This is a genomic window from Cohnella rhizoplanae, assembly GCF_948329515.1.
In the GTDB taxonomy this organism is placed as follows: domain Bacteria; phylum Bacillota; class Bacilli; order Paenibacillales; family Paenibacillaceae; genus Cohnella; species Cohnella rhizoplanae.
In genome coordinates this window covers 822,900-849,359 of sequence record NZ_CAOJCN010000001.1, presented here as the reverse complement: position 1 = coordinate 849,359, position 26,460 = coordinate 822,900, and the positions used below count along the sequence as shown (strand labels likewise).

Annotated in this window: 29 protein-coding genes and 1 pseudogene; 5 read left to right on the top strand and 25 right to left on the bottom strand. The window is 59.4% G+C overall.

What is annotated here, in order from left to right:
* Positions 1-49: 49 nt before the first annotated feature.
* From mnmH to PQG80_RS03845, 4 genes are all read right to left on the bottom strand, one after another.
* Positions 50-1,096 carry a tRNA 2-selenouridine(34) synthase MnmH gene (gene mnmH / locus PQG80_RS03860; RefSeq protein WP_271749803.1) on the bottom strand — a complete coding sequence of 349 codons (1,047 nt, stop codon included), beginning with the start codon at positions 1,094-1,096 and terminating at the stop codon, positions 50-52.
* A 16-nt stretch (positions 1,097-1,112) separates the two neighbouring features.
* A complete protein-coding gene (gene selD, locus PQG80_RS03855) occupies positions 1,113-2,159 on the bottom strand; it encodes a selenide, water dikinase SelD (RefSeq protein ID WP_271749802.1) in 1,047 nt (348 codons plus the stop codon).
* Positions 2,160-2,235: 76 nt separating this feature from the next.
* Positions 2,236-3,153, bottom strand: coding sequence for a ribonuclease Z (gene rnz, locus PQG80_RS03850; RefSeq protein ID WP_271749801.1), 918 nt, complete (start codon positions 3,151-3,153; stop codon positions 2,236-2,238).
* 88 nt (positions 3,154-3,241) lie between these two features.
* On the bottom strand, positions 3,242-3,664 hold the full coding sequence (locus tag PQG80_RS03845) for a MarR family winged helix-turn-helix transcriptional regulator (protein WP_271749800.1): 423 nt from the start codon (positions 3,662-3,664) through the stop codon (positions 3,242-3,244).
* A 143-nt stretch (positions 3,665-3,807) separates the two neighbouring features.
* Between PQG80_RS03845 and PQG80_RS03840 the strand changes: the two genes are divergently transcribed.
* On the top strand, positions 3,808-5,259 hold the full coding sequence (locus PQG80_RS03840) for an MFS transporter (protein WP_432432711.1): 1,452 nt from the start codon (positions 3,808-3,810) through the stop codon (positions 5,257-5,259).
* Positions 5,260-5,377: 118 nt separating this feature from the next.
* Here PQG80_RS03840 and PQG80_RS03835 read toward each other — a convergent pair whose 3' ends face one another.
* Positions 5,378-6,001, bottom strand: coding sequence for an FMN-dependent NADH-azoreductase (locus PQG80_RS03835; protein ID WP_271749798.1), 624 nt, complete (start codon positions 5,999-6,001; stop codon positions 5,378-5,380).
* Between the two features lie 230 nt (positions 6,002-6,231).
* The gene (locus PQG80_RS03830; protein ID WP_271749797.1) at positions 6,232-6,615 is read right to left on the bottom strand and encodes a hypothetical protein; all 384 of its coding nucleotides are present in this window, start codon (positions 6,613-6,615) and stop codon (positions 6,232-6,234) included.
* A 191-nt stretch (positions 6,616-6,806) separates the two neighbouring features.
* Here PQG80_RS03830 and PQG80_RS03825 point away from each other — a divergent pair, with 191 nt between their 5' ends.
* Positions 6,807-7,445, top strand: coding sequence for a DUF1796 family putative cysteine peptidase (locus tag PQG80_RS03825; protein WP_271749796.1), 639 nt, complete (start codon positions 6,807-6,809; stop codon positions 7,443-7,445).
* On the opposite strand, the gene PQG80_RS03820 is transcribed toward PQG80_RS03825, so the two are convergent.
* The 11 genes from PQG80_RS03820 to PQG80_RS03770 all read right to left on the bottom strand — a co-directional run bounded on the left by PQG80_RS03820 (position 7,427) and on the right by PQG80_RS03770 (position 18,076).
* A complete protein-coding gene (locus tag PQG80_RS03820; RefSeq protein WP_271749795.1) occupies positions 7,427-8,020 on the bottom strand; it encodes a cupin domain-containing protein in 594 nt (197 codons plus the stop codon). The genes PQG80_RS03825 and PQG80_RS03820 overlap by 19 nt on opposite strands.
* A 77-nt stretch (positions 8,021-8,097) precedes the next feature.
* The gene (locus tag PQG80_RS03815; protein WP_271749794.1) at positions 8,098-9,549 is read right to left on the bottom strand and encodes an ArnT family glycosyltransferase; all 1,452 of its coding nucleotides are present in this window, start codon (positions 9,547-9,549) and stop codon (positions 8,098-8,100) included.
* A 95-nt stretch (positions 9,550-9,644) separates the two neighbouring features.
* Positions 9,645-10,133, bottom strand: a complete 489-nt coding sequence (locus PQG80_RS03810) for a DMT family transporter (RefSeq protein WP_271749793.1) — start codon at positions 10,131-10,133, stop codon at positions 9,645-9,647.
* A 38-nt stretch (positions 10,134-10,171) separates the two neighbouring features.
* Positions 10,172-10,597, bottom strand: coding sequence for a DMT family transporter (locus PQG80_RS03805; protein ID WP_271749792.1), 426 nt, complete (start codon positions 10,595-10,597; stop codon positions 10,172-10,174).
* Positions 10,598-10,746: 149 nt separating this feature from the next.
* Complete coding sequence (locus PQG80_RS03800; RefSeq protein WP_271749791.1) at positions 10,747-11,466, bottom strand: YebC/PmpR family DNA-binding transcriptional regulator; 720 nt, start codon at positions 11,464-11,466, stop codon at positions 10,747-10,749.
* Between the two features lie 159 nt (positions 11,467-11,625).
* Positions 11,626-13,206, bottom strand: a complete 1,581-nt coding sequence (locus tag PQG80_RS03795) for a hypothetical protein (protein WP_271749790.1) — start codon at positions 13,204-13,206, stop codon at positions 11,626-11,628.
* Between the two features lie 134 nt (positions 13,207-13,340).
* On the bottom strand, positions 13,341-14,564 hold the full coding sequence (locus PQG80_RS03790) for an MFS transporter (protein ID WP_271749789.1): 1,224 nt from the start codon (positions 14,562-14,564) through the stop codon (positions 13,341-13,343).
* Positions 14,565-14,689: 125 nt separating this feature from the next.
* On the bottom strand, positions 14,690-15,601 hold the full coding sequence (locus PQG80_RS03785) for a sensor histidine kinase (RefSeq protein ID WP_271749788.1): 912 nt from the start codon (positions 15,599-15,601) through the stop codon (positions 14,690-14,692).
* A 16-nt stretch (positions 15,602-15,617) separates the two neighbouring features.
* Positions 15,618-16,385: an ABC transporter permease gene (locus tag PQG80_RS03780; RefSeq protein WP_271749787.1), complete on the bottom strand. Its 768-nt coding sequence runs from the start codon at positions 16,383-16,385 to the stop codon at positions 15,618-15,620.
* The gene (locus PQG80_RS03775) at positions 16,378-17,301 is read right to left on the bottom strand and encodes an ATP-binding cassette domain-containing protein (RefSeq protein ID WP_271749786.1); all 924 of its coding nucleotides are present in this window, start codon (positions 17,299-17,301) and stop codon (positions 16,378-16,380) included. The genes PQG80_RS03780 and PQG80_RS03775 overlap by 8 nt, the downstream gene beginning before the upstream one ends.
* Positions 17,302-17,380: 79 nt before the next feature.
* Positions 17,381-18,076 carry a response regulator transcription factor gene (locus PQG80_RS03770; RefSeq protein WP_271749785.1) on the bottom strand — a complete coding sequence of 232 codons (696 nt, stop codon included), beginning with the start codon at positions 18,074-18,076 and terminating at the stop codon, positions 17,381-17,383.
* Positions 18,077-18,226: 150 nt separating this feature from the next.
* On the opposite strand from PQG80_RS03770, the gene PQG80_RS03765 reads away from it, so the two are divergent.
* The gene (locus tag PQG80_RS03765; protein WP_271749784.1) at positions 18,227-19,150 is read left to right on the top strand and encodes an NAD-dependent epimerase/dehydratase family protein; all 924 of its coding nucleotides are present in this window, start codon (positions 18,227-18,229) and stop codon (positions 19,148-19,150) included.
* Here PQG80_RS03765 and PQG80_RS03760 read toward each other — a convergent pair.
* Genes PQG80_RS03760 through PQG80_RS03750 form a run of 3 tightly spaced genes read right to left on the bottom strand, consistent with a single transcriptional unit; the run spans position 19,117 to position 20,962 of the window.
* Positions 19,117-19,500: a hypothetical protein gene (locus PQG80_RS03760; protein ID WP_271749783.1), complete on the bottom strand. Its 384-nt coding sequence runs from the start codon at positions 19,498-19,500 to the stop codon at positions 19,117-19,119. The two genes, PQG80_RS03765 and PQG80_RS03760, sit on opposite strands and share 34 nt — an antisense overlap.
* 32 nt (positions 19,501-19,532) lie before the next feature.
* Positions 19,533-20,600 (bottom strand): glycosyltransferase family 4 protein, encoded by a 1,068-nt coding sequence (locus PQG80_RS03755; RefSeq protein ID WP_271749782.1) that lies wholly within the window; start codon positions 20,598-20,600, stop codon positions 19,533-19,535.
* 23 nt (positions 20,601-20,623) lie between these two features.
* Positions 20,624-20,962 (bottom strand): hypothetical protein, encoded by a 339-nt coding sequence (locus PQG80_RS03750; protein ID WP_271749781.1) that lies wholly within the window; start codon positions 20,960-20,962, stop codon positions 20,624-20,626.
* A gap of 178 nt (positions 20,963-21,140) precedes the next feature.
* On the opposite strand from PQG80_RS03750, the gene PQG80_RS03745 reads away from it, so the two are divergent.
* Positions 21,141-21,779: a DUF1796 family putative cysteine peptidase gene (locus PQG80_RS03745; protein WP_271749780.1), complete on the top strand. Its 639-nt coding sequence runs from the start codon at positions 21,141-21,143 to the stop codon at positions 21,777-21,779.
* A gap of 87 nt (positions 21,780-21,866) precedes the next feature.
* On the opposite strand, the gene PQG80_RS03740 is transcribed toward PQG80_RS03745, so the two are convergent.
* The 5 genes from PQG80_RS03740 to msrA form a co-directional block, all read right to left on the bottom strand.
* Positions 21,867-22,055, bottom strand: a complete 189-nt coding sequence (locus PQG80_RS03740) for a hypothetical protein (RefSeq protein ID WP_271749779.1) — start codon at positions 22,053-22,055, stop codon at positions 21,867-21,869.
* Complete coding sequence (locus tag PQG80_RS03735) at positions 22,052-23,296, bottom strand: glycosyltransferase family 4 protein (protein ID WP_271749778.1); 1,245 nt, start codon at positions 23,294-23,296, stop codon at positions 22,052-22,054. Before PQG80_RS03735 ends, PQG80_RS03740 begins: the two co-directional genes overlap by 4 nt.
* Positions 23,293-24,018: a glycosyltransferase gene (locus PQG80_RS03730; protein WP_271749777.1), complete on the bottom strand. Its 726-nt coding sequence runs from the start codon at positions 24,016-24,018 to the stop codon at positions 23,293-23,295. Before PQG80_RS03730 ends, PQG80_RS03735 begins: the two co-directional genes overlap by 4 nt.
* A 220-nt stretch (positions 24,019-24,238) precedes the next feature.
* On the bottom strand, positions 24,239-25,024 hold the full coding sequence (locus PQG80_RS03725; RefSeq protein ID WP_271749776.1) for a helix-turn-helix domain-containing protein: 786 nt from the start codon (positions 25,022-25,024) through the stop codon (positions 24,239-24,241).
* 92 nt (positions 25,025-25,116) lie between these two features.
* On the bottom strand, positions 25,117-26,088 hold the full coding sequence (gene msrA / locus PQG80_RS03720; protein ID WP_271749775.1) for a peptide-methionine (S)-S-oxide reductase MsrA: 972 nt from the start codon (positions 26,086-26,088) through the stop codon (positions 25,117-25,119).
* A 121-nt stretch (positions 26,089-26,209) separates the two neighbouring features.
* Between msrA and PQG80_RS03715 the strand changes: the two are divergent.
* Positions 26,210-26,460, top strand: a pseudogene (locus PQG80_RS03715) (hypothetical protein); the annotation flags it as partial.

Below are 26,460 nucleotides of genomic sequence, written 5' to 3'. Positions count from 1 at the left end.
TCGGATAAAAAAGTAATTGAATGCGGTCCGATCCGACCGATAATTGAAATTAATGCCCCATGATCTCGCCGATCGCCTGCTTCACCTGGGTATAGGCCTCTTCCAGGGTATCGGCCTTGACCGTGACGTTGCGCACGCCGTCATCCAGCGCGGCCGCCGCGGAATGCGCGTACAACGGGTCGTAATAAAAGACGAGTAGCATCTCGACGGCAGGCGCATAGCGACCCGCTCTCAAGCAGCCGTCGATCTCGGCGGCGATCGGAGTATGGATGCGTTCGCGAATGCGCGAGAACGCCGCGATGCACGCCTGTTCGTGGTTCCACGGCTCGTAGTCCTGCAGAATCTGCCTGGCGCGGGCCTCGACCGGAAGCTCGATCGTGATCTGGTGGCCATGGGCTCGCTTCGCGTACAGCACGTCGGGTACGGCGATTTTGCCGATCCGCTTGCTCTCGGCTTCGAACAGGACGAACGGCTCGTCTTTGTAGGCGATCAGATCCTGTACGAGCAAGGCATCGAACATCTTTTGGTTGCGCGCCTGGAGACCGATGCCGCCGAAGATCGACCCGCGGTGGCCGGCCATGCCTTCCAGATCGATCACCGCTAAGCCCTCTTCCTTGAGCCGATGCAGCATGTCCGTCTTTCCGGAGCCCGTGGAGCCTTGCAGCACGATCGGAGTCGGCCCGAACGCGAGCGTATCCAGCTGTTCGATCACCCACTGACGATAGGCGCGGTAGCCGCCGGCCAGCCGCTGGCTGTAGATGCCCATGAGCGACAGCAATGTCGCCGTCGTTTTGCTGCGCATGCCTCCCCGCCAGCAGAATACGACCTTTTCGTCCGGGATTTGCGAGAATTGCTTGATAAACGCAGGCAGCTTCGCGGAGACGATCTCCAGCCCCCGCTCCTTTGCGGCCTCCGTATTGACTTGGGTGTACAGCGTGCCGATCTCCGCCCGTTCCTCGTCCGTGAACAGCGGGATGTTGATGCTGCCCGGTATCGTCGCGTTGGCGTATTCGCCGGGCGACCGGACGTCGATGAGCGTCACCGGCTTGGCGAGTCGCTTGTCGGACAACGCCGGCCATGCGATATCCTTGAACATTTGCTTATCTCCTTCGTTACGCGACGACGATCTGTCCGGGATGGTCCGCGACGGTCTCGCCGATCAGGCTGGCCTCTACGCCTGCCGTCAGCAAGGCGTCCAGCAGCGATTCGGCTTGTTCGCCGGATACGGCGATCAGGAGTCCGCCCGAGGTCACGGCATCGCACAGTACCCATCGGTCGACTTGGGACATCGTCTCCGGGAACGATACATGCGGCTGCACATGCTGGTAATTTTTCTTTGTCCCGCCCGGCACGTAGCCGCTCTCCGCGAGCTCCCGCACCCGCGGCAGCACCGGTACGTCCGCCTCGCGGATCCGGATGCCTACGCCGCTGCCCTTCGCCATCTCGAGCGCATGGCCCATCAGCCCGAAGCCCGTGACGTCGGTGCAGGCGTCGACCTCGTAATGCTGCATCGTCTCCGCCGCAGTCTTGTTCAGCGTGGACATGACGCGCGTTACCCGCTCGATCTCGCTCTCGCTCAGCTGGTCCTTTTTGATCGACGTCGTCATGATGCCGACGCCGATCGGTTTGGTCAGAATCAGCTTGTTGCCCGGCCGCGCGCCCGCATTCGTCTTGATGCGGTCGGGATGGATCAAGCCGGTGACCGCTAGGCCGAACTTCGGCTCTTTGTCGTCGATGGAGTGACCGCCGACCAGCGTCGCCCCCGCTTCGCCGACCTTGTCCGCGGCCCCGCGGAGAATGTCCGCGAGAATCTGCTTGTCCAGCGTATCGATCGGGAAGGCTACGATATTTAATGCCGTTAACGGCCTGCCGCCCATCGCATATATATCGCTGATGGCGTTGGCTGCCGCGATCTGGCCGAATGCGTACGGGTCGTCCACGATTGGCGTGAAAAAGTCGACCGTCTGCACGAGAGCGAGCTCATCGCTAAGCCTGTATACGCCGGCGTCGTCGCTCGTATCGATGCCGACGAGCAGGTTCGGGTCCGCCGAGCCGCGAAGGCCCTTGACGACCTCGGATAGATCGCCGGGTCCGATCTTGCAGCCGCAGCCGCCTTTGCTGGACAACGAAGTCAATTTGATTTTCTCGTTTGCGTTCATCGCGCTCGCTTCCTCCTCGTTCTGTTCAATCAACCCATGATTGTGATTATACCGTAATGATCAAGCTAGCAGGGAATCAGATGCACACTTCCTTGAAATCGAAAGCCGCTTCGGTATCCGGGAACACGGAACGAACCTGTTCGATCAGCGATGCGACTTCTTCGTCCCCGTAACGGGCGCTGATATGGCTCACGACGAGACGCTTCGCGTGCGCCCGCGCGGCCGTCTCGGCGGCTTGAAGGAACGTCGAGTGGCCGTACAAAGCCGCCTTCTCCTCGAGTCCGATGCCGAAGGTCGCTTCGTGAACGAGCAGGTCCGCGTCCTTGGCCAACTCGGCCGCCTTGTCGCACTGGACCGTGTCGCCCATGATCGCCAGAATCCGTCCGTCTGCGCGAGGACCGACGGCGTCCGCCGCACGGATGACGGTGCCGTCGGGCAGCACGATATCCTCGCCGCGCTTGAGCTTGCCGTACATCGGACCCGGCGCCGCGCCCCTCTCCGCGAGATACGCCAGATTCAGCGGCCCCGGGCGCGGATGCTCCTCGATCCGGTAGCCAAAGCTTCGCACGCGATGAATGAGCTCTCCGGCTTCGATCTTGAATTTTCCGTCGTCGAGCACCCTGCCGTCTTCCTGGATCTCATGGACCTCGAGCTCATAATTCAGATGGGCGCCGCTATAGTGCAGGACGCTATCGACATAGGCGCGGATGCCGGGCGGTCCGTACAGCTCCAGCTTGGATGCGCCTTCAAAATAAGTGCGGCTGCTCAATATGCCCGGCAACCCATACAGATGGTCGCCGTGCATATGGGTGATGAAAATCCGGCTCAGCCTGCCGAGCTTCAGCCGCGAGCGGAGCAGCTGTTGCTGAGTCCCCTCGCCTGCGTCGAACAGCCAGAAGCGGTTCTGGTCCTCCGGAAATACGAGCGCGATCGACGTGACGTTGCGGACGGCAGTCGGACGTCCCGCGCTTGTGCCTAGAAATAATAGCTTCATAAACCGCACCTCGTGATGTTCGCCAACGGTAGGCAGGGATAGCTCTATTATGCCAAACGCCCAAGGCTAAAATCCAATCCGCGCCTGGTCAGGCGTCCAAGCCGGCATATACCTTGTGAAGCAGGGCATGCAGCGCCTCGACCTCTCTCGACGATAGGTTCGACGTCAACCTCCGATTGTAAGCGTCGAGGATCGATTGCAAGACCGGCTCGAAGGCGATCGCGCGCTCGGTCGGATACAGGCGATACGATCGTCTGTCTTCTGTATCGACCGTCCGCATGACGTAGCCGGCATCCTCCAGCTGCTGGATGCAACGGGTGGTGGTCGCCTTATCGAGCTTGACCTCGCCCGTCAGCTTGTCCTGATTCATCCCGGGATTAGCCAAGATCGCCTTCAGATAGCTGTGCTGACCGCCGCCTCCGATTCCGTGCGGCTTAAGCGCCTCGGCGAGCTCCCGCTGCCCGATTCGGTTGATAAGTGACATGAGCTTGCCCACGGTATAAGGTCTCATAGCGGGGCCTCCCTTCATGCGATTCGATCGATATACTCCAGCGTAGCGCAAATAGGTTGCGACCGCAACTAATACGCGTTACACTGGCCTTATGGATTAGTTGCATCCGCAACCACATGCGGGCGAAAGGACGGTTTTGCCTCTTGACCTACCAGGACGACCCGAGGACGCAGAAAAACCGCTGGCTTATTCTTGTAATCATCAACCTGTTTACGTTCATGGCTACCCTGGACGGCAGTATCGTGAACATCGCGCTGCCGTCGATCTCCCGGGAGCTGCGCCTGCCCGTCGCGCAGACCGAATGGATCGTGACGGCTTATCTGATGACCATCTGCGCCGCCATCCTGCTGTTCGGCAAGCTAGGCGATATCGTTGGCAAGATCAAGGTATTCCGCATCGGCATGGTGATCTTTACCTTCGGATCGCTCCTGTGCGGCTTGAGCGACAGTCTGTCCGCCCTCATTTTCTCCCGTCTCGTCCAGGCGCTGGGCGCCTCCATGACGATGGCGAACAATCAGGGCATCGTTACGGACGTATTTCCCGCAAGCGAACGCGGCAGAGCGCTGGGACTCAGCGGCACGTTCGTATCGCTCGGCATCATCGCCGGACCGAGTCTGGGGGGACTGATCCTCTCCGGCCTGGGCTGGGAATATATATTCTGGGTCAACATCCCCGTGGGACTGGCGGCGCTCGCCATCGGTTGGCGGATCCTGCCCTCCGATCTGACCAAGCTGAGGGTCAAGATCGACGCGGCAGGCAGCGCGGCGTTCTCGGCCTTTATCCTCCTGTTGTTCGCTGGGCTCCTGCTCGGACAGCAGTACGGGTATGCCGAGTGGCCGATCGTCGCTTCTCTCGTCGGCGCGCTGCTGCTTTTCGTCTGGTTCATCCGCTACGAGCGGCGCATCGAGGCGCCTCTTCTCCAGCTTTCTTTATTTCGCCATCCGATGTTCTCGCTCAGCATCATTTGCGGTTTCCTCGTATTCGTATCCAATTCTTGCTTCAACATCATTGCGCCGTTCTACGTGCAGGACATCCTCGGACTGTCTCCGTCCCAGGCCGGTCTGCTGATGATGCTGTTCCCGATGATCATGGTCGTTGTCGCGCCCCTGAGCGGCGCCCTCTCCGACCGGATCGGCTCCGAGCTGTTGACGTTCGCCGGGCTCCTCGTGCTCGTCGTCGCGCAGCTCGGCCTGGCTCGGCTGCACCAGGACAGTCCCGTGGCGCTGGCCGGCGCGTGGATGGCCCTGCTCGGGCTCGGCAGCGGCTTGTTCCAGTCTCCGAACAATTCGCTGATTATGTCCAAGGTGCCGAAAACGCAGCTAGGGACTGCGGGCAGCATCAACGGGCTGATCCGCAACGTCGGCATGGTCGTCGGCATTACGCTCGCTACGACGACGCTCTTCGGCGTGATGAGCGTTAAGGCGGGCTTTAGGGTCAAGGACTTCGACCTCGCGCGGCCGGACTTGTTTCTAGCCGGCATGCACGTCGTGTTCACGACGGCTGCTGCCATATGCCTCGCCGGCGCAGCGTTGACCGGATGGCGGCTGTGGTCGGCCAAGCGGGCGAATCGGTCGGGGAAGCTGCGCTCTTCATGATGGAGAGTCGCGGCGGATCGGCGCGGACCGGCTTAAAATATAAAATAGCCTTGAACCGGCGGCCGGTTCAAGGCTATTTTATTTACATGATAAGAAAGCAGGACGAGCTGCGCGCGGATTAAAACGCAGCCGCGAACCGCGCCGTCTCTCGCAAACCTTCCGCGATAATCTCGGAGGAGCGATCCGAGAACTGATTGTGCCCTTCGACGACGACCTCCGAAGCGTTGATCCCGAACAGGCCGAACGTTGCCTTGAGCGGACGAATGGCGGATTCGACGGCGGCCATCGGTCCTTCCGAGTATACGCCGCCGCGCGCGTTCAAGAGCACGACCTTCTTGTCCCCAGCCAGGCCGACCGGACCTTCGGACGTATACTTAAACGTTTTGCCCGCTTGCGACAGGTAGGAGACGTAGCTGATCAAAGGCGCGGGCGCGACGTAGTTCCACAGCGGGAACGCGATGACGACTTTGTCGGAAGCGAGAAATTGATCCAGGTATTTGGAGGCGACTGCGACCGCCTTTTGCTCTTCCTCGGTCAGATCGTAGCCTTGGGCGGCTTTATAGTTGCCGGTAATCGTGTTGCTCCCGAAGTAAGGGATGTTTTCCTTGTAAAGGTCGAGCTCCGCGATCTCGTCTGCGGGGTGCGCTTCGCGGTAAGCCTTTAGAAAAGTATCGTACATTTGTACGCTGACCGCCTGCTCGGAAGCCCGGTCGTTTGCTTTGACAAATAGAACTTTTGCCATGATTCTTCCATCTCCTTGACACTTTATATTTTATCTATGTTTTTCATTAGCACAGTTAAAGCAAATCGAAAGCTTGTCCGTCGCAGCTCGCCGCCGATAACTTCACATTCCAAATTAACTGTGTCTAATATAGTCACATTATATAGTATAGTGATCTGATTGATCAAGACCTTTCTCGCAATCTCCATAAAAAAGAAACAGCATCCGACGTGCAGATGCCGTCCATGCGTTCACGATGTTCTGCGCACGCCCCCTCTTAGCCAGTACGGCCCGCAAATGACCGCCCTGCCTTGCGGCGATCTCACCGTCAGATAATAGATCTGCGTGCGGTGGCCGCCGACCGTTTTGTATTGCAGCTTGGTCAACGCGCTCGCAAAGCAGGATTCCAGCGACCACTCGACGATCTCTCCCGCCGGACTATCCTTGCGGAGCATAATCTCCAGCTCGCCCATGTCCCATGCTCCCGAGTTGTCCCAACCGACCTCGATCGCGATCCGGACCTCGTCGGCCGGTCCGATGCCGCCGAGCTGAAGCGCGGTCAGCACGATCTCGTCCTGCACCGCAAAGCGTTCAAAGCTCCCCTTTGCCGTCCCCGTCTCCTGCGCGTACTTCATTATGCCTCCCCCTCCTGCGCGCATTGCCGCCGCCTTACACGATATGTGGCGGTATCGCCATCGGACAGGGCGGCTTGGCCAGACGGCGGTACCGGTAGATAGCGGCGATCTGCCTCCTCTATTCATCCATGCATTTAACGCTTGATTCACATTCAATATAGGGACAGGAACCGGGCAAAGGAGGAGCGGGCATGCGTTTGGCCGATATCAAAGGGAATTACGACGGCATTTTTAGTCTGGGCCACCTATGCTTAACCGCCATTCAGCTCGAACGGAACGGCCTTCGTCCCTTCGCGGGGCCGATCGATTGGATGGCATCATACACGCTCCCCGACGTCAGCCGATTCATTCGCAACCGGTGCGCCGGATTCATGGAACGCGGCCATCTGCAATACGAGTGCACCTTCGCGGGCACGCACCATCTCGTCAGGGAGTCTGCGTACAATTTCATCTTGAATCACGACTTCTTCGCGAGCCAATGCGATCCGTACCTTCTCGAGACGTACCCTTACGTGAAGACGAAGTACGACAAGCAGCGGTACAGACTGCTCGAGCGCGCGGCAAACGGCAAGCGCCTGCTCTTCGTCCGCTGCGGCGGCACGTTCGAAGAAGTGCGGGAACTGCGGGATGCGCTGAACGGTTTCGTGACTCGCGATTACAATCTGTTGCACGTTAGCGAGACGGACACCCCTATGCTCAGGGAAACGGAATGGCCGCTCGCGCGCGTATGCTCGGTAGAATTGCCGGGCGACCATGACGCCGTGTGGATCGGCAATCACGCGTATTGGCAATATATGCTTAACGGGATTAATTATATGGAGCCGGAGTAATAGGATTGAATGCGCGGCTGTCCCTGGGGGGCGGCCGGCTTGCCGCAATGGACGGGCGGCCCGATGGTCGTCGTCTGCGCGATGGGGGCCAGCGCTTCGGCGATCTTGGCTTCGTCGAGACAATACGTATGGGCGAGTATGTTCCGGGGAGCAAGCCGCAAAAAGTCCGATACGGCGATGAACTCGGGGATCGGAGCGTCGAAGACCGCGAGAATATGCGTATGGTTTTCCGTCGCGATCTCCCAATGAAACCAGCCCTGCGGCACAAGGGCGACCTGGCCTGGCTTAAGGGCGAAGCTGCGCACTTCCTTGGTGAACGGGTTAAGAAGCGAGACGACGGCCGCGCCCGAGATCAGGTAGACGAGCTCGGATGCATTCTGGTGGATGTGCGGTTCAACCACGTTGCCCGCCGACAGATAGATATCCAGCAGCGAAGCATTGCCAAGGGTATTCAATTGCTGAATGCCAAGCGCATTGATAAAGTTGGCGCTGTCCTTCGTGAAGGTACGGTTGTTGCTCAGATCGTAAGCGAACTGTACGTTGGGGGAAGTAAAATCCATATAAGAAACGGCCATGGGTTTCCTCCTGTCTTCGCTGAAGGCGTGAAAGTTCTCTGCTTCTCACGATATGAGTCGAAAATCCCGGATATGCGTCAAACGCCCAACCCGCCGGCCGATTGATCGGATTTTTGGTCGAACGAGGCGGCGGCCTTCTGTATAGCGACGTATGTCTGCCACAAGCCGTAGCTCATGAGCAGCACGACGGACGGCAGCAGGTCCAGACGATACCGCGTCTGGTTCTCGATGGCCAGATACGCCCCGGCGTAGAGCAGCAAGAGCAAAATATAGAGCAGCGGCCCACGGTACATGCCGGCTCTCCACAATGCGATCATCGCAAAAAGGGCAAAACCGCAAAGGATCGCGTACTGCGGCCGTTCGGCCATGCTAAGGGTATGTTCAACTTGCCATCGGCCGGAACGCTCGAGGCTCCAGTAAGCGGCAGCGTCCCCGCTGCCCCACATCATCGTCAGCTTCCTTCCCATCAACGCCGCGACTTCGGATGTATCCGCCAGCCGCTCCTTGATCAGATCAAGCTCCGCGTTTTGCCGCTCCGCTCCGCGTGCATACCCGCTTGCATATTGTGCGTCCGCTTGGTTCCACTGGCCGTCCGTCTCCGCATTCAAGCCGACCATGAACTTCCAATACTTGTCGCCGCCCGTCATCGCATGCTGCGTCACGCCAGCGTTCAGCAACGATACGTTCGCCGCCCACTGGACGCAGGCATACACGCCGATCATGGCCAGCAGCATGCCCGCCTGCCTCCAGGCTTTGCGGCGCCTTCCTTCGCGCAGCTTTTTCCACACCTCCAGCGAAGCGAACAGCACGACGGCCGCCAGATAGATCGCGCCGATCGGACGGATCAACTGACCGCATCCGATCGCGAGGCCGGCCAGCAGCCAAGGCAGGAGCGATCCCCTGCGCTTCAATAACAGCGAAACCCCTAGGAAAAATAAAAATATCGATAAGTGCTGATTGGTCAGCACCGAGCTCATCACGATATTCGGCAAATAAAATGCGTAAAAGCAAGAAGCGATTCTCCCGCACGTTTCGTTGAACAATCTCGCGCCCGTAAAATACAAGATCACCGTAGTCCCCATGCCGAACAGGGCGCCCAGGATTTTTAACGCTAGCAACGAGTCGCCGCCGAACAGGCGAATGATGCCGGCTTCGTACATCGCAAATCCGATCCGATAGGGAAAATCCGCAAAATAGGCCGAGTCCGTAAATTCAAAACGACCGGAGGCGGCTTCCCGCGCCGCATGGTATATAAACAAAAAGTCCGAACTCGGGGGCGCATCGTTCCATAATATCCAAACGATGCGCGCCGACAAGCCGAACAAACACAACAAGACCAGAAACGCCGTCCTTCCCGGACGACGATTCAGCAAGTGCGCGATCAGCAAGGCAACGAGCGCGCACGATAAGGTAGAGGCCAGCGCTTGCGCGAGCGATCCGTACGCTTCCGCCGTATACGCGATCGCCGATATGAATGCGGTGGCCATAAACAAGCAGCCGATCGTCAGAAACAAACGGGCTCCGTACATGCTAGACACTCCTAATGACGCGATGTCCGATGGACGCCGCGCCTATCCTCTATAGGAGTCTATCACAATCGGCCAAGGTTTAGAAATCGTTGCCGTTATTTGTTAGTGATTCCCTGTTTAGCGCCTCGCAGCTTCAGACCGCGCAGCCTGCCAGGGTCCGTTTTAAATATCGCAATGCCTGCGGCGACCACCAGCAATCCTACGACGCGGGACGGCGATATCGGAATTTGCGCCAGACCCAGCCACCCCAGCGTATCGAACAGCAGCGCAAAGCCAAGTTGAGACACCATCATGACGGACACGGCAAACGTCGGGCCGAGCCGTTGAATGCCCTGTACCATACTGACCACGACGACGACGCCGATGATGCCGCTGAACCCATACCAGGTTTGCATTCCTTTGAGCACAAACAGATCGCCGCCTTCAACGACTAGCCCGATGGTAAACGAAGCCGCAAAGCCCATGCCCAGCACTAGCGTCGTCGTGATCCAAATATTCGTCCGCTCTCCGAGCTTGCTATTGAAAATGTTCTGCAAGCCCACAAGTACGCCCGATAAAAAAGCGAGCGTGATCCCCATTAACATCTAATCGTCCCCCCATACCTATTCTTGCAATGCGCGCTCTAGAGGCTGAGGATCAGAATGCCCGCTACCATAACGCCGATGCCGGCGATCTGCGTCCAACCGATCCGCGTACCTGCGACGCTAAACCATCCGAATAAATCGACGGCAAACGTAAACATCAATTGGGCGATCAATACGACCGCTACGGTCACCGTCGCGCCGATCGCCCCGATCGCCGCCATGTTAGCCGATATAATCAATGCAGCCAAAGCGCCGCCCGCCCGATAGACCGGCTTGACTTCCCCCAATCTCCGCCATCCCCCGCGGCCTAAGATCAACAATATGGCTAGGGACGTCACGAATCCGGTCAACTGCGTCATCGATGCAGCCTGCCATGTACCGATCCCCTGCCCGATCCGTGCATTCGCGATTCCTTGCAGCGCAATCCCGGCCCCCGCCGTCAGAGCGAACATGATGCCTTTCATCGTCTTCCACCTTTATGAATATTTTTTACCGCGATTCCTTTTCTATTAAAATCGAAAATCGCTCATGTCGGGTAGGACATATGTCCTTCGCTTCGTATGATTTCCAACAAAAAAGCCCGCTATCGCGGGCTGTTGGGCGGAGAACGGTATTATTCTTCGGAATCGACGTTGTGATAGACCTGCTGTACGTCTTCGAGGTCTTCGATCGCGTCGAGCATTTTCTCGAATTGGGCTTGGGCATCCTCGGTCAGCGAGACGTAGTTCTGAGGAATCATCGAGAGTTCCGCCACCGCGAACTCGGAGATGCCCGCTTGCTTGAAGGCCTCCTGCACCGCATGGAACTGCTCGGGATCGGCGTAGACGATGACCGTGTCTTCTTCCTCGACGACATCGCGGACGTCGACGTCCGCTTCGAGCATGAGGTCGATGACCTCGTCGGCGGTCTGTCCGTTAACGCCGATGACGGCCGAAGCGTCGAACATGTAGGCGACGGAACCGTTGACCCCCATGTTGCCGCCATTCTTGCTGAATGCCGCGCGGACGGCCGATGCGGTGCGGTTGACGTTGTTGGTGAGCGCGTCGACGATCACCATCGAGCCGCTCGGTCCGAAGCCTTCGTAACGCAGCTCGGAATAGCTCTCTTCGGAAGATCCCTTCGCCTTGTCGAGCGCTCTGTCGATGATCGCGCGCGGTACGTTGTATGTCTTGGCCCGTTCCAATACGACCTTCAGCGCGCGGTTCGCTTCCGGATCGGGCTCGCCTTTTTTGGCGGCTACGTAGATCTCGACCCCGAACTTGGCGTACACGCGACTTGTATTCGCATCCTTGGAGGCTTTCTTTTCCTTAATATTGTTCCATTTGCGTCCCATGCTTCGTACCTGCCTTATATCGAATTAAAAGCCTGATAGGCAATATTCTGATAGGACGGTATCCGATTGTCAAGCACGGACATCCCGTGCGGCGAGTCGCCAAGGAACGATGCATACGGTCAGAAGCCGATTTTATTATTGTCCGCTCTGGTTCAACTTTTATTCGCGGCTCGACGAACGGTGCAGAAGAAGCCGGGCAAGCACTTGGAACGTCGCGAGCAACTGGTCCAACGGCGCCCTGCCTACCGAGAGACGCAACGCGTTCTCTTCCGGCGCTTCTCCATGGACCGCGTTGAGCCGAAGCGAATCGAAGCCGAAGCTGCCCCCGGAGATCAAATGCATCTCGGGCGGCGAGGCGCTCACGCATGCATCGATACGTTCCTGGTATTCCTGCTCGGACAAGTCGCCATGCAGCCGGACGTAGAAAACGCTGCCGATCCAAGTACGCCCCTCGAGTATGTAGGCATCCGACGGATCTACCGACCGGTCGTACCCTAAGATGTCCCCCTGTCTCCTCAAATATTGGAGATAGGCGTCCATCCAATGCGCGTTCCGGTTCAGGCGGGACAGCCTCGTTATGATCGTCGAACGGTCGGGTTCCGGCAGCTGCCGCACGTCCAGCGGACTCGCCCCGGCGTCCAGAATCGACAGCAGCTCCACCCAGCGCTCCCTGTGCGTCTCTTCCGCCAACGCATGCCCGCAGGCCACCAGGTAACCGACGTTTACAAGGTCAAAGCCGTACTGCAGGTATTTGATCCCGCTTTCCACGCAGACGAGAACGACATGCGCCGGGAGTCTATCCGCATAACGCTCGAATATCGGATTAGCGACGCTTGTCAACGTTCTATCCACGATAACGTACAAAGGCTGCCGTTGCTCGTGCAGCTTCAGCGCTTCAAACAAGGCGCCAAGATCCACCGGCTGCCGGATCGGCCAGCACTGTCCCGGATCGACGATCAGGCACCCGACCGGTTGCCCTTCCCTCAGCAGCTTGTACATTTCATCCGGGCTCGCCCGCTTTACGTTACTTAGCAACGTCTTGGAGAGACTCTCGCCCTCGCCATAAAACCCTGCCTGAACGTAACAAGGCAAGTCCTCTCCCGCAAACGTTTTGTATGCCGCGAGCGCGAGCTCCAGCGCCTTCATGCCCGAGCCGGTCAAATAGATCGCGCTGCGTTCACGAATATGCGCAGGCATCGCGTAGAACGCATCCATAGCCTCGTCTTCGTACCGTTTGACCGCTTCGCTCCCATAGCAGCGCTGGTAGGTGCCTTCTTCCTCCTGCGCATAGCCCGACTCGTCCGCAGTGACTTGCTCGCCCGCATGCAATTGTTTGGCGGGCGTTTGCCAGTCGCTGCCCGATACGATGCCTCCCAGCTGTTTATACAGCTTCCGGACTTCGTATTTGAGCGTCAAATAAGCGTCCCAGGCACATGCGCCCGGGTCGTCGACGAAAGCGGATGCGCGTAGATCGAGCGATTCCAGCTGACGAGAGAACGCTGCAGCGAGTTCCTGCTCGAAAGGCGCATCGGGATAAATCTTCCGGTAAAAATCCAGCTCACGACGTATGCCGTTCAGCAGCCACCGCAGCTCTCCGGCGTCCGCTCTGCGATCGTCGGATGCGATCTGCCGGAGCGTTCGCGCGACGGCGGGCTGAAGTTCACTGTCGCTCGTAAGCGTGCGCCAATCCCACTCTTCCGGTTCGAGAGTGGCGCGGCCGTCAAAAGGCGAATGCGACATCGTTCCAGTTCTCCTTCCGGCATGCCGTTCGATAAAGCAGGACATCCTTTACCCGCTTTCGAGCCTCCGCAAACGCAAACCAGAGGCCATGCGGCCTCCGATGTTCGTGTGTCCTTGCCACCGCGGTCGTGCGTTCAAGCCGGTTTCGCCGTTTTCGATTCGTCGGGCCGGATCAAGAACAAGGTAAGCAGAGACGCAGCAGCGGAACATACCAGCATCACCCAGAAAAACAGGGAGGTGGAATGCCCCATGAGCAAGGAGGCCGCAGGCGGTCCCGCGGCTACGCCGACGAATCGCATGCTGCTGTAAAACGAGCAGATCGATCCGCGCTCCTCCATCTCGATGCCTTCTGTAATGAAGTCGTCCAGACACGGCAAAGCAGCTCCGATGCCAAGACCCGCTACGCTAAATAGGAAAATGCGGCCAGGCGTATGATCCCAAAAAAGACAACAAGCGACTGCGGCCGCCGTCACGAAAAATCCGATCGTAACCGCCCATTTCATCACTTTTTTGCGTCCGCCGAGCCATTTCCCGGCCGCAAAAGAAGCGGCGCAGAGCACGGCAAGCGGGATGGCAAGCACCAAGCCTTTGATAATGCCTTTCATGTGGTGCTGCTTCTCGAGCGTCTCGGACAGATAGAACAGCAATCCGAAAAGGATGAACATGGTGAAGCAGATCACGATAAACAACGCGGTCAGCCATCGCGCTTTTTGCTTGTAAAGCTTCCAGACGCTTTGCAGGAATGCTTTTGGCGACGGCGGCTTTTCATCCTTCTTTTTGCGCGGGGATCTGACGAGCCACAGTACGAGTACGATGGATATCCCGCACAATACCGGGATCGCCCAGAATGGCGTTTGCCAAGCGATCAACGCCAGCGCGGAACCCAGTATAGGGCTAAGCACTTTGCCGAACGTGTTGAAGGTTTCGATCAGACCGAGTCCGGAACTGACCTCCTTCTCGCTTTTGAACATGTCGCCGACGAGCGGGATCACGATCGGCATCGCGCCGGCCGCGCCGACCCCTTGAACCGCCCGTCCCGTCAACAGCAGTCCGTAGCTGTTCTGGCTCGCCGCCCATACGCAGATCACGCCTCCCGCGGCCGCCAGAATCAAGCTGGGTATAATAACCGCTTTTCGGCCGATTCGATCCGATAAATATCCGGCCACGGGGATCAGGATTATCGCCATAACCGAATATACGGTAATGATTAAACTCGACTTAAGCGAGGTGATGCTCAGCGCCCGCTCGATCTCGGGGAGTACGGGGATGAGCATCGAATTGCCCAATGTCATGATAAGCGGGATTGAAGAAAGCGCCAGGAGTGCCGCCGTCTGTTTTTTGCTTTTCCCTTGCTTCATGTTCGGCACCCTTCTCCTCATCGTCGATTGTCTCGTCCTTAACCGCACTCAAGGTTGTTGTCCTCGAATACTGTTTGCAACAAGCGGACAATCCATACCGGATCGAAGGACGCCAATGATTTCAATTAAGCATGCCGATTCCATACGCAAATCAGCCACAATGCGTCTTCCCTCATCTCGGCCTTCAGACTGCCGCCCATCTTCGTCATCAGCCCCCGCGAGATCGACAATCCCAGGCCGGAGCTCAATCCGGATCGGGATACGTCGGCCATATAGAAACGGTTGAACAAAAGCTCCGGATCGGTGCCTCGCAGATGAGAAGCTTCATTCGCGAGCGAAAAAGCCGCCGATTCCCGGTCAACGGCCAGCCGGACGACGAGCTTGCCGCGGGCATGACGCAGCGCGTTGACGACGAGATTCTCGACGACTCTGCGGACGGCCGATTCGTCGGCCCAGATCTCCGCGCGATCCTCGTCCAGCGCGAACGAAGGCTCCAATCCGTTGTCCTTCATTTGATCGTAGAAGCCCATCAGTATCTCCGGCAGCAGCTTGTCGAGCCTCAGCTTCGTTGGCTTCAGGGCATAATCCGGCGAATCGATCATGGCCAGCTCGTAAAAGTCGTTGAGCAACGATTGAAGGCGCAGCGTCCGCTTGCGAATGACCGCGATGGCTTCCCGGCGCTCGTCCTCGGACAGCCCTTGCGAATCGAGCATTTGAATATAGCCGAAAATGGACGTCAGCGGCGTACGCAGATCGTGCGAGATATTGGCGACCGCCTGGCGCAGCTCCTCCTCCGTGCGCCTCCGCTCCGCGTTCGCGGTCACGATCAGGCCGGTGTGCCGGTTGATCTCGGCCGCCAGCGCCTCGAGGTCGCGATCTGGCAAGCCGATCGCGACCCGGCCGGACGCTTCGCCGTCGTTGTACCGGCGAAGCTGACGGGCGAAGCTGCGGATCTCGCGCTTCGCGAGCGCGAGCCTAAACAAGCAGAACGCCGCCGCGACGGCGGCAGCGGCGGCGATCGCGACGGCGATCTGCATATTCGCTCCTCCTCTTCTACTTGATTTCTTTGCGCCTGAAGATCGCGATCCCGATCGCCACGAAGGCGGCTGCGACCAGCAGCGGAATATAGACGGACTGCGCGAAGGCCGCGCTGCTCATGCTGGGATCGCTATAATGATTAATCAGATTAAATATAGAATACGCATATAAGGTGTCCGCAAAGGGCAGGAACTTGCCGGCCATCGCGTATAGACCGTCCGCGAAAAAGTAGAACACGAACGCGAAGCCGATCGTCTTGCCGCTGTCCGTAAGCAGCGTCGCGGTCGCGCCGGTCACGGCGGCAAACGCAGCGGAGAGCGTCAGCGTCATGGCGATCGATTTTAGAATATATGCCGATTCCGATATGCCGGCCAGATCGCCCAGGCCGAACAGCGCCGAGCCCAGCGTCAGGTTGACGACCGGAAAAACGAGCGCCGCCAGCATGGAGCCGGCAATAAACACGAGCAGCTTGGCCGTCATATATTTACTGCGCCCATAGCCGGAAGCGACCGCCCGCTTGATCGTGCCGGTGGCGTATTCGCTCGAAATGTAAAACCCGCCGAGAACGCTTAGCCCGATCTTGATAATATAATTGTTGCCGCCCATGGCCGCCGTCAACAGGTCGATGCCGGTCGTAACGTCGAGCGCGCCGCCGTCGCCCGGGTCGTCGAAGTAATTCAGCAGCACGTAAGCCGCGGCGGATACGAACAAGAGGGACAGCAGCAGCCAAAAGGAGCGGTTACGGAGCAGCTTGTACCATTCGGAGCGCAATAGATTAAGCATGGGCGCCGCCTCCGATTCGCGAAGCGAAGTAGCTCTCGAGGTCCTCGCCCATCGGCATGAACTGCTCCAGCGCCAGCCCGCCAGACACCAGCGCCGAGGAGACGGCGGCCGGACGGTCCAGGTGCGCGTACAAGCGGATCGCGCCGTCCGCCGTCACCTCGAACTCCGTCGTCGCGAGCTCCCGCTCGAGGACGGCCGCCGCGCGCTCCGGCTGGTCGACCTTGATATGGATGAACTGCCTGCATTTCTCCTGAAGCTCCCTGCTCGTCAGCTGCTCCAGCAGCTTGCCCCGGTGAATGATGCCGTAATGCGTGGCGAGCAGATGGAGCTCGCTTAAGATGTGGCTGGAGATCAGGATGGTAATCCCCTGCTCCCGGTTGAGTCGCGTCAACAGCTCCCGCATCTCCACGACGCCCATCGGATCGAGGCCGTTCGTCGGCTCATCCAGAATGAGAAATTCAGGCGATCCGAGGAGCGCCACGCCAAGCGCCAATCGCTGCTTCATGCCAAGGGAAAAATTTTTCGCCTTTTTCCGGCCTGTACCCGATAGACCGATCAGCTCCAGCGTGCGCTTCAGGCTGTCTTTGCCCGGGATGCCCTGCTGCAGACGGTGCGCCTCCAGGTTCTCGGCGGCCGTAAGCTGCGGATACAGTGCCGGACTCTCGATGGATACGCCCATGCGCTTGCGCGCGAGGGTGAGCTCGGCGCCGCCGGATGCCCCGAACAGCTCGATCGAGCCGGCCGTGGGGAACGCGAGTCCGGTCACCAGCTTCATCAGCGTCGACTTCCCCGCTCCGTTCTGTCCGATAAAGCCGTAAATCGTGCCCTTGCGGATCGTCATATCCACGCGGTCGAGCGCGGTCTGGCCTTTGTACTGCTTGGTCAGTTGTTGCGTTCGCAGCACGTATTCGTTCATGTCCTTCAGCCTCCTCTTTCTGTTCTTCAGTGTAGAGGCTGATTCATAAGAGGCCATTAAGCCGATTCATAAGAAAAGCTTAAAATTTGATCCGGTAGCCCATCCCCCAGATCGTCTCGATATATTCTTCGTCCGGATTCGCCTTCGCCAGCTTGTTGCGCAGATTGCTCATATGTACGTTGACGACGTTCTCCCCGCCGCCGAGATACTCTTCGCCCCACACGCTCTCGAACAGGTTCGCCTTGGAGAACAGCTTCTTGGGGGACGCCAGCAGCAGCGCCAGAATATCGTATTCGCGAGCGGTGAGCGACAGCGCGACCTCCCCCACGGCCGCCGTCTTCGCTTCGGGATCGAGCGCCAGGTCCTTGTGGCGCAGCAGCCTAGGGCCCTGCGGCTGAGGCAGCCGGCGATACCGGCGCAGCACCGAGTCGATGCGTGCGGATACCTCTTCAAGATCGAACGGCTTGGTGATATAGTCGTCCGCGCCGGTCTTGAGCGCCGAGATCTTGGTCTGCCGCTCGCCTTGCGCGGAGATCACGATGACGGGGCAGCCATGCCGCGTCTCGATCTCCTCGAGCAGCGCTTCCCCCCGCATGCCGGGCAGCATCAGATCCAGGAGCACCATCGCCCAGTCCCGCTGGCCGAGATAGAGCTGCGCCTCCGTGCCGGAAAATGCGGGCTGAGGCTCGTAGCCCCCCGCGCGAAGCACGCTGCAGAGCAGGCGGTTGATGTCGTCGTCGTCCTCGACGACCAGAATATGCAGCCGATCCGTCATGCGCCGGTCCTCCTGTCCGCAAAGCCAAACTATCGCCATTATAGCACGCGACGATCAGCCGCAGAACGGGACCCGGGTCGGGAAGTGACTCCCGCCCTTTCTTCTACATACATTGGATTATTCCAGAGATCAGCGGGAGGACATCCATCCATGATTGTAGCCGTAACCGGTGGCGCAGGATTCATCGGCTCCCATCTATCCGAGGCGCTGCTCGCGTCCGGCGCGGAGGTGCATATCGTCGACGACCTGTCGTCGGGTTATCGCGCCAACGTGCCGCCCGGCGCCATCCTGCACGAGGCCGATATCCGATCCGTGCGCGCGCGGACCGTCCTTGCGGAACTGAGGCCGGACGCCCTTTTTCATCTGGCCGCCCAAGCCGACGTTCAGCGCTCGATCGCCGATCCCCGCGAAGACGCTAGCGTCAACATCGAAGGCACGCTTAGCATGCTCGAAGCGTGCCGGGCGGCCGGCACGCGGAAGATCGTGTTCGCATCGACGTCCGCCGTCTACGGCAATCCGGGGAAGGAGATTATTGCCGAGCGGTGTCCGGCGGCGCCTATCTCCTTTTACGGCATGTCCAAGCACGCGGCGGAGCAGTACATCCGCATCTATGGCCAGCTGCACGGCATCGGCTATACGATTCTCCGGTACGGCAATGTGTACGGCCCGAGGCAGACCCCCAAGGGCGAGGGCGGCGTCGTGGCCGTATTCATGGACCGCCTCCGGCGGGGCGAACCGCTCACCGTTCACGGCGACGGCGAGCAGACGCGGGACTTCGTCTATGTCAAAGACATCGTCGCCGCCAACCTTGCCGCCCTAAGCCATGGCGATAACGATACGTTCAATGTGAGTACGGGCGCCGCGACTTCCGTCAACGAGCTGCTCCGGCTCCTCGAAGCTTGCCGCGGCGAACCGATCGCGCGCAGGCACGTCGGAGCGAGAGCCGGCGACATCCGTCACAGCCGCCTCGACTCCCGCAGGGCTCGCCGGCTGCTCCGCTGGCGTCCCGCTTACGACGCTGCCTCCGGGCTGGCCGAGACTTATCGGGCTTCCACCCTGCCTTCGAGCCGGTAAGGCCCATTCATGACGGCGAGCTGATCCGTCGACCGGACGCACAGATAATAGACCTGATCGGGCAGCCCTCCGGTCGTGCGGTATTCGATGCGGGTGACGGCGCTCAGGAAGCAGGACTCCAGATACCACTCGACAGCCTCGCCATCCGGCGCGTCCCGGCGGAGCAGAACCTCGAGCTCTCCCATGTCGAAGGTGCCCGGGTTGGCCCAGCCGATCTCGATGCGCAAGACGACGATGTCGTCGGGACCGATCCCGTGCAAGCTGACGGACGTGAGCACGAGCTCGTCGCCGACGGGAAACGGCGGGAAGCTCCCCTGCTCCGCGCCCGTGCTGTGCTGGTATTTGATCATAAGCGTTCATCCTTTCCCCTAAGAGCTGCTTGCTACCTCAACTCGCGGATCATCTGTAGAAAGCCCTCGATATACCGTCCCGGCGCGAATCGCTCTCGGACGTGCGCAGCCGCGGCGGCGCGGATCGACTCCCGCAGAACGGGGTCGCCCATGAGCTGGATGGCCTCCGCAAAAGCGTGCGATATATTGCCCAGCGCGTAATATTTGCCCGTACGATCGTGATAGACCGAGGAAGACACGCCGTCCGAATCTGTCGTCAGCACCGGGCAGCGGCAGCTCATGGCCTCGAGGATGGCGTACGGCGCGCCTTCGACCTTCGAGGTGGAGCACAGGAAGCCCCCCGAATCGCCGATGAAAGACAGATGCCTGCGCATGTCCGCGTTGGGCACGTTGGGATAGAATGTGATATATTCGCGCAGTCCCAGCTGATCGATCCACTGCTCCATCCGCTCCCGCTCTTCCCGTACGGCCAGCGCCGGGTCCTCGTACATCCGCATGCGGATGTCGCGGTCGTAATCCCGGATCAGACGGGCGCCGATGAGCAGGAATTCCAGCCAGTTCTTATTGTCCTCGATCCGGCCGACCCATGCGATGACCGGGTGAGGCGAAGCGCCCGAGCTCTCGTAGGCAAAGGTATCGGCGTCGAAGCAGTTATGCAGGCGATACTTGGGGACGCCGGGATAGAACTCGTCAAGTATCGCGTCGATATGCGGCGTAAAAGGGGTTAGCAAGGCGGAAGCGTGTCGCTGCACGTAAGGGATGGCGGCCATCAGCTCCTGCCTGGCGACCGACTTCGGCCCAAAGCCCTGAATCTCCAGAATAAGCGGGCCTGCGTACCCGAGCATCCGGAACTTCTTGAGCGACAGATAATCGGAGGTAATGACGATCGCGTCGTATCCGCCGGCATCCAGCAGCTGCTTGATCTCAATATCGTCTGCGGTGACGGTCACAGGGAGACCGGCACTATTCTGCAGCCCTGCGCCGCGCTCGAAGTAGAGGCAATGTCCTTCAGCCCCATGGCGCCGGAGCGCGCGGCACCGCTGTCTGTTGAGCGTTTCCACGCCGCCGCTCGGCACGTAATACGCGAATAATAGCTTCAACGGAATTCGGCACCTCCCTGGCGTTAGTGGATCCGATCGAAGTGATCCTGGGTGAATATGGCGACCAGATCTCCGTTTCTCTTGGCTCGTACGGTGATGCCGATCTCGTCGTAGCTCTTCGAATTGGCGATCATCAGCAGCGTGAACGGCTGCTCGTTCGTATGCATATCCTGCAATCTTTTACTGGATCCCCCGCCCTGCACGCTGACGAGCATCTCGCTGAAAATCCCGCCAGGCCCTTTCATTTGGATCCAAACGTTTAACTCCTTCGCTGCGCGGTTCACGATGTCCACTTCGAGCATGCCGACATATCGCGAATCGATCGGCATATAGACGCCGGCTTCCAACTTGAAGACGGACATGGATTCACCTTCTTGTTCGCTTGATGCTATACCATATTCCGGCTCGGCTTTTCGGCTAGGGCTGCTATCCGTATGGCGGACGAGATTCGGCGATTGCCCCGCGCAGTTCGTCCATACCTTTTCGGCTCGCCATTCATTTATATAAATGAAACATGCTGTTAACCGGGAGGCGACACCTATGCGATTGGCGGACATCAAGGGAGATTACGACGGCATCTTCAGTCTGGGAGAGCTGTGCTTGTCGTCCATCCAGCTCGAACGCTGCGGACTTCGTCCGTTCGCGGGGCCGCTGGATTGGATGAGCACGCCCTCGCTCGCCGACGTGAACCGTTTGCTGACGAACCGGTTCGCGGGCTTCATGGACCGCGACCATCTGCAATACGTGCAGCATGCGAGCGACAAACTGCTCCTGGTGAAAGAGACCGTGTACAACGCCTTTTCCAATCACGACTTTTTCGTTCATCGCAACCATCCCGACCTGCTGGAGGATCACCCCGCCGTCAAGACCAAATACGATCGGCGCGCGGAGCGCTTGCTCGAAAAGTCGCAAACGGCCCGCAGGCTGCTGTTCGTGCGCTGCGGAGGCTCTCTGGAGGAGGCGGCCGGGCTTGAAGCCGTGTTGACCGACCTCGTGACGCACGATTTCCGCATCCTGCTCGTCAATCATACCGACGCCAGGACGCTGACGGAAACGAATGGGCCGCTCCAGCGTGTCTGCACGGTCGAGCTGCCGGGACACCCGGACGTTATCTGGGGAGGCAACAACCACTTCTGGGATCAAATGCTGTCGGGAATTGCGGTTAAAGAGTCGCTCTAAGGCTGTAAAGCTGTCAATTGGAGACTGGCGAAAAACAGAGCTTGCCGTGCAAGAGCCGCGACCCGACCGGGTCGCGGCTCTTTTTTATTAGCGTCCGTCCCCGGACGGCAGCGTCAGCGTCGCGACCGGCAGATCGGGAAGCTTGTAGCCGTCGGGCACCTGTTGGCAGATCTTCTGCCAGACCGCGTAATTCACGGGCAGTGAGGGACCAGACGCCACGGGTTCGAACAAGTCCGAGAATAAGTCCCCAGGTACGTATAGGTCGCCGATGTTCATATCTCTCCCCTCCCTCCGCCGCTGGCGATACGGCCGGCCGTCGCGTAGACGCCGTCAAGCCGGCCCATCATCGCTTCCATGGACCAATGACTCGCCGCCCACTGCCTGGCGCTGTCCGCCAGCTGCAGACGGTATGCCTCGTGCTCCAGGAGGTAGTTCATATGGGCGCGCAGCATGTCCGTGTTCCGGCTCGGGAATACGATGCCGGTCCGGCCGTGTTCGACCATCTCGGGCAGGCCGCCGGCGTCCGAGACGATGACGGCCGCGCCGGCGAGTTGAGCTTCGATGACGGAGATGGGCTGATTGTCGAGAATGCAGGCGTGGACGAAAATATCCGACATCGCGAGCAAGGCCGGCGCGTCCTGCCTGAAGCCCCAGAATACGATTTCGTCTTGAAGGCCCAGCTCGCGCGCCTGCCGTTCGAGGTCCGCTCTCAGCTCTCCGTCGCCGATCAGCCAGCAGACCCAATCCTGCCGTATCGCCTTTAACTGGGCCAGCGCCGCTATGAGCAGATCGATCCCTTTGACGAACGTAAGTCTCGCCGAGCATGCGATGACCTTTTTGCCGACAGGCTTGCAAACGGGAGTCATCGGCAGGCTCCTGGCGCGGAAGGTCTCGATCTCGATGCCGTAAGGGAATACCTCGACTCGCGAAGGGTTCACGTCGAAGTCCCGGGTCAGCAGGCCTTTCATCCATTGATTGGCCGTAACGGCGATGTCCGCTGAGTTCGCGCCGTAGTATTCGATCGCATGGCAATAGCGCCAGGCAGGCGATTGCTCGCCGATGCCCAGCTCCGGGTGATCGCGGAAGTGAGCCCGCAGCTCGACTGCGACCGAGCCGTGGATATGCGCGACGAGAGGCGTATGCTTCGGCTTGACCCGGGACAGGGACCGCGCGGAAAAAACGTCCTGCGTATGGATGATGTCATACCCGCCAAGACCGAAGTAGGCTGCGGCGAGCTCGAGACAGTAACGGTCCGTCTCGTATTGGCGGATGACCGGGTCGTCCAGATAGTGCATGCCGCCGGACGCGCTTAGCTTGGATTCGATCATGGGCATGACATCCGCCTTCACGAACTCCCGCCCGTCGTTCAAGATGTGATACCTCGTATAGTCCGGACTATGGCCGAGCAGGTCTACTTGGTGGCCTCTGCGCTCCAACGCCTTGCGGATCTGGTCCATAAACGCCCATACCCCGCCGACATGGGGGATGAGCCAGTAGGTGGCGAGCAGAATCCTCAACCGAATCGACCTCCCTCCGCGAATAACGCCGCGATACGATGTCCGTAAAACGCGCGCAGGCTGTCGTATTCTTGCATCAGACCCGGACGGTCGCGTACGGTGCCCATCTCGCCGTGCATCCGGTACTCGGTCAGCGGAACCGCCAGATAATCGATGCGAATGCCGCTCAGCACGGTCCTCGACCAGTAATCGTAATCCTGCGTGAACCGCAGCGCTTCATTAAATTCGCCCACGATCGGGAAGAGGTCCCTGCGCATCATGACCGTGCAGCCGTTGATCGGATTCGTCACGGCGAGCAGCCGCATCAATTCGCAGCCATCGGCGTACGACGGACCATACCGGCTGTCGACAACGGTGCCCAGCCGGTCGATGACCGCGAAGTCCGTGCAGCAAATCTTCGCGTCGCGTTCGATCATATAAGCGAGCTGGCGCGCGATCTTGTCGGGGCGGAATCGGTCGTCGGAGCTGAGCCAGGCGACATATTCCCCATTGGACAAGCGAATGCCGGCATTCAATGCGCTAGCCGTTCCGCCGTTCGCCTTGCCTATATAGCGCACGCTGCCCGCATAGGCAGGCATAATCCGTTCAGCATGCTGCGTCGAGCCGTCGTCGATGACGACGATCTCGATATCCCGATAGGTCTGGCCAAGGACGCTGTCGATCGCCTCGGTCACGTACGGATCGTTATAGAATGGAATGACGACGGTCACTTTAGGCGGCAAGCCGATTCTCCTCTCCAAGGGAAGCTTCAGCAGACATAGCGCTTGTCGTATATCTTATTGCGCCCCTTGGACCCGCGCATGGATAAGTCGCCCCCGCGCATTCGCCTAAAAAACAAAAAGCACCGCAGGTCTGCGGAGCTTTTTCGTCTTTTCCGGTCGGACGCCCGAGCCTGTAAAGCGTGCTGCTTCCGTTCGTGAGCCAGCTTCCCTTTTCCCGATGCTACTTGCCCATCCGGCTGAGGAACTGATTCATCAGCACCGGCAGCGAGATCAATATCGGCGGGTCGTCCGGGCGCGGCGGATGCAGCTTGACCTGCAGCGGCTCGATCTCTCCGTGCGGAGAGACGAACAACGGTACCCTCGTTCTCGACCGCAGCGTCCGCTGCGGCAGCAGGAAGTCCTTGGCCTGCATCTCCCAGGCGACAGACGTCACCATGAGATAATAGATTCCCGGCGCGACGCCCCGGAAGGAAAATCTCCCGAGCGAAGGCAGCAGCGTGCCGTAGGTCGGCAAGCCCTCCGGTATCGGCTTGTTGAACAGGCCGATCAGGATGAAGCCGTCGAACGGCTCGTCGGCGACCACCGTACCGGATACCTGCGCGCCGACCTCGATGGACGCGGCCGACTGCTCGCGCCAGTCGGACAGCTCGCGCAGGGCGCGTATGTAGCGATCGGCCTGCGGCTCGGCCAGGCGGAACTCGCCCGGCGTCATGCCCACGCGCTCGGTGAACCGGGTCGTAAACGTGCCTAGGCTCTGCTGCCCGATCTCGAGCCCGATCTGGCGGACCGTCAGATTCGAGTTAAGCAGCAGATCCTTGGCCCGCTGGAGGCGGAGCGAGGAGACATAGTACAGCGGCGGCAGGCCGATCCTTTCCTTGAAGATCCTCGCGAAGTGATAAGAGCTGAATGCGACGTGACGGGCGAGGCGCGACAACGGCAGAGGCTCGTCCAGATTCCGGTGAATATAGGCGATAGCCTCGTCGATCTCTGCATATCGGACGTTCATCTCTTCGGCCCTTTCCATTCTATGGAATCGGTTGCTTTTCCATTTTATATGCAATCGGACCCTTTGACAATACAAAAATCGAACATTTGTTCTTAATTCGTTTTTTTGATCGTTATTCCCGCCTGACTCCCGCTTCCATCCGACGGCACGAACCGGAGAGCCGCCGAATTGACGCGATAATGAAGCTTATCGTCGCCAGGTCCGTCGTACAATAGATAACCGAGCCTCGTGTTCCCCAGTCGGCTAGCGATCGCGGTGCGCACTGCGCCACCGCGATAGTCCGCTTCCCTTCGGATGAGCCCCTCGTGGATCGGCTTCGTGAAGCTGGGCCATCCCGTGCCCGAATCGAACTTATCCTCCGAGCCGAACAGCGGATCGCCCGTGACCGCGTCGACGTAAATGCCCGGCTCGAACCAGTTCCAGTACGCATTGTCGTATGCGGGTTCGGTCTCGCCGCGCTGCGTCACCTCGTACTGGAGGGGCGTCAGCATGCGCCTAAGCGTCGCCTCGTCCCTTTTTGTCTTCCACGCGGAGCTCAGGAATTCCGTCCGGCCCGAGCCTTCCGCATAGAGTTTGTAGTGCCGCACGTGCGTCTTGTAATAATCCTGATGCTCCTCCTCGGCGGGGTAGAACGGACCTGCGGGAGAGATCTCCGTCACGATCCGCGACTTGAATCTCCCGCTCGCCTCCAGCGCCCGCCGCGACGCCTCCGCGAGCGTGCGCTGCCTCTCGTTGTGGTAGAAAATCGCCGTCCGGTACGAGCTTCCCCGATCGCTGAACTGTCCGCCTCGGTCCGTGGGGTCGATCTGCCGCCAGTAAATATCGAGCAGCCGTTCATAGGGAAACAGGTCGGGCAGATACTCGATCTGCACCGCTTCCGCATGCCCGGTCGTTTCGCTGCCTACGGATTCATAGGTAGGATCTTCGGTATGACCGCCCGTATAGCCGGAGATGACGGAGATGATGCCGGGCAGTTCGTCGAACGGCTTGACCATGCACCAGAAGCAGCCTCCCGCGAAGGTGGCGAGTTCCGGCGGCCCGATTACATACTCGTTCTCGTTCATTTACGCTCCCCCTGTTATACGCCATCGCGCAGCATAATAAGCCTCGGCATGGTTGGATGCACAAGCTATCTTCTATTGTACGCATAAACTGCAGCAAGCGGAAAAAAGGAGGTGACCGGCAATGGCATCGCGGCCGAAGTCGCAGACTTGCAAAAGCGCCAAGACCTACCGGGGCCAGCCCGTCTGCGTCGTGCTCAAGGACGGCTCCTATTATGTCGGCCTCATCGGCGACGTTCGCGGCGGCGAGCTCCTGCTCTCTGGCGTGAGGGGAACGGAGCGGTGGAATCCGCATGCCGCCAGGCGGTCGTGGCAGAAGGCCAAAGTCAGCGCCCTCGGCGCCGCGGCGGAGACAGCCGCCGCGACGGCGCCGGC

What these genes read in the sequence shown, in the direction of transcription:
- rnz (WP_271749801.1), bottom strand. Translation starts at nt 3,153, where the DNA reads ATGAAGCTATTATTTCTAGGCACAAGCGCGGGACGTCCGACTGCCGTC.
- PQG80_RS03780 (WP_271749787.1), bottom strand. Translation starts at nt 16,385, where the DNA reads ATGCTTAATCTATTGCGCTCCGAATGGTACAAGCTGCTCCGTAACCGC.
- PQG80_RS03775 (WP_271749786.1), bottom strand. Translation starts at nt 17,301, where the DNA reads ATGAACGAATACGTGCTGCGAACGCAACAACTGACCAAGCAGTACAAA.
- PQG80_RS03790 (WP_271749789.1), bottom strand. Translation starts at nt 14,564, where the DNA reads ATGAAGCAAGGGAAAAGCAAAAAACAGACGGCGGCACTCCTGGCGCTT.
- PQG80_RS03820 (WP_271749795.1), bottom strand. Translation starts at nt 8,020, where the DNA reads ATGGCCGTTTCTTATATGGATTTTACTTCCCCCAACGTACAGTTCGCT.
- PQG80_RS03725 (WP_271749776.1), bottom strand. Translation starts at nt 25,024, where the DNA reads ATGAACGTCCGATATGCAGAGATCGACGAGGCTATCGCCTATATTCAC.
- PQG80_RS03785 (WP_271749788.1), bottom strand. Translation starts at nt 15,601, where the DNA reads ATGCAGATCGCCGTCGCGATCGCCGCCGCTGCCGCCGTCGCGGCGGCG.
- PQG80_RS03845 (WP_271749800.1), bottom strand. Translation starts at nt 3,664, where the DNA reads ATGAGACCTTATACCGTGGGCAAGCTCATGTCACTTATCAACCGAATC.
- PQG80_RS03805 (WP_271749792.1), bottom strand. Translation starts at nt 10,597, where the DNA reads ATGAAAGGCATCATGTTCGCTCTGACGGCGGGGGCCGGGATTGCGCTG.
- PQG80_RS03765 (WP_271749784.1), top strand. Translation starts at nt 18,227, where the DNA reads ATGATTGTAGCCGTAACCGGTGGCGCAGGATTCATCGGCTCCCATCTA.
- PQG80_RS03825 (WP_271749796.1), top strand. Translation starts at nt 6,807, where the DNA reads ATGCGTTTGGCCGATATCAAAGGGAATTACGACGGCATTTTTAGTCTG.
- msrA (WP_271749775.1), bottom strand. Translation starts at nt 26,088, where the DNA reads ATGAACGAGAACGAGTATGTAATCGGGCCGCCGGAACTCGCCACCTTC.
- PQG80_RS03795 (WP_271749790.1), bottom strand. Translation starts at nt 13,206, where the DNA reads ATGTCGCATTCGCCTTTTGACGGCCGCGCCACTCTCGAACCGGAAGAG.
- mnmH (WP_271749803.1), bottom strand. Translation starts at nt 1,096, where the DNA reads ATGTTCAAGGATATCGCATGGCCGGCGTTGTCCGACAAGCGACTCGCC.
- PQG80_RS03745 (WP_271749780.1), top strand. Translation starts at nt 21,141, where the DNA reads ATGCGATTGGCGGACATCAAGGGAGATTACGACGGCATCTTCAGTCTG.
- PQG80_RS03750 (WP_271749781.1), bottom strand. Translation starts at nt 20,962, where the DNA reads ATGTCCGTCTTCAAGTTGGAAGCCGGCGTCTATATGCCGATCGATTCG.
- PQG80_RS03815 (WP_271749794.1), bottom strand. Translation starts at nt 9,549, where the DNA reads ATGTACGGAGCCCGTTTGTTTCTGACGATCGGCTGCTTGTTTATGGCC.
- PQG80_RS03830 (WP_271749797.1), bottom strand. Translation starts at nt 6,615, where the DNA reads ATGAAGTACGCGCAGGAGACGGGGACGGCAAAGGGGAGCTTTGAACGC.
- PQG80_RS03810 (WP_271749793.1), bottom strand. Translation starts at nt 10,133, where the DNA reads ATGTTAATGGGGATCACGCTCGCTTTTTTATCGGGCGTACTTGTGGGC.
- PQG80_RS03760 (WP_271749783.1), bottom strand. Translation starts at nt 19,500, where the DNA reads ATGATCAAATACCAGCACAGCACGGGCGCGGAGCAGGGGAGCTTCCCG.
- selD (WP_271749802.1), bottom strand. Translation starts at nt 2,159, where the DNA reads ATGAACGCAAACGAGAAAATCAAATTGACTTCGTTGTCCAGCAAAGGC.
- PQG80_RS03740 (WP_271749779.1), bottom strand. Translation starts at nt 22,055, where the DNA reads ATGAACATCGGCGACCTATACGTACCTGGGGACTTATTCTCGGACTTG.
- PQG80_RS03770 (WP_271749785.1), bottom strand. Translation starts at nt 18,076, where the DNA reads ATGACGGATCGGCTGCATATTCTGGTCGTCGAGGACGACGACGACATC.
- PQG80_RS03835 (WP_271749798.1), bottom strand. Translation starts at nt 6,001, where the DNA reads ATGGCAAAAGTTCTATTTGTCAAAGCAAACGACCGGGCTTCCGAGCAG.
- PQG80_RS03800 (WP_271749791.1), bottom strand. Translation starts at nt 11,466, where the DNA reads ATGGGACGCAAATGGAACAATATTAAGGAAAAGAAAGCCTCCAAGGAT.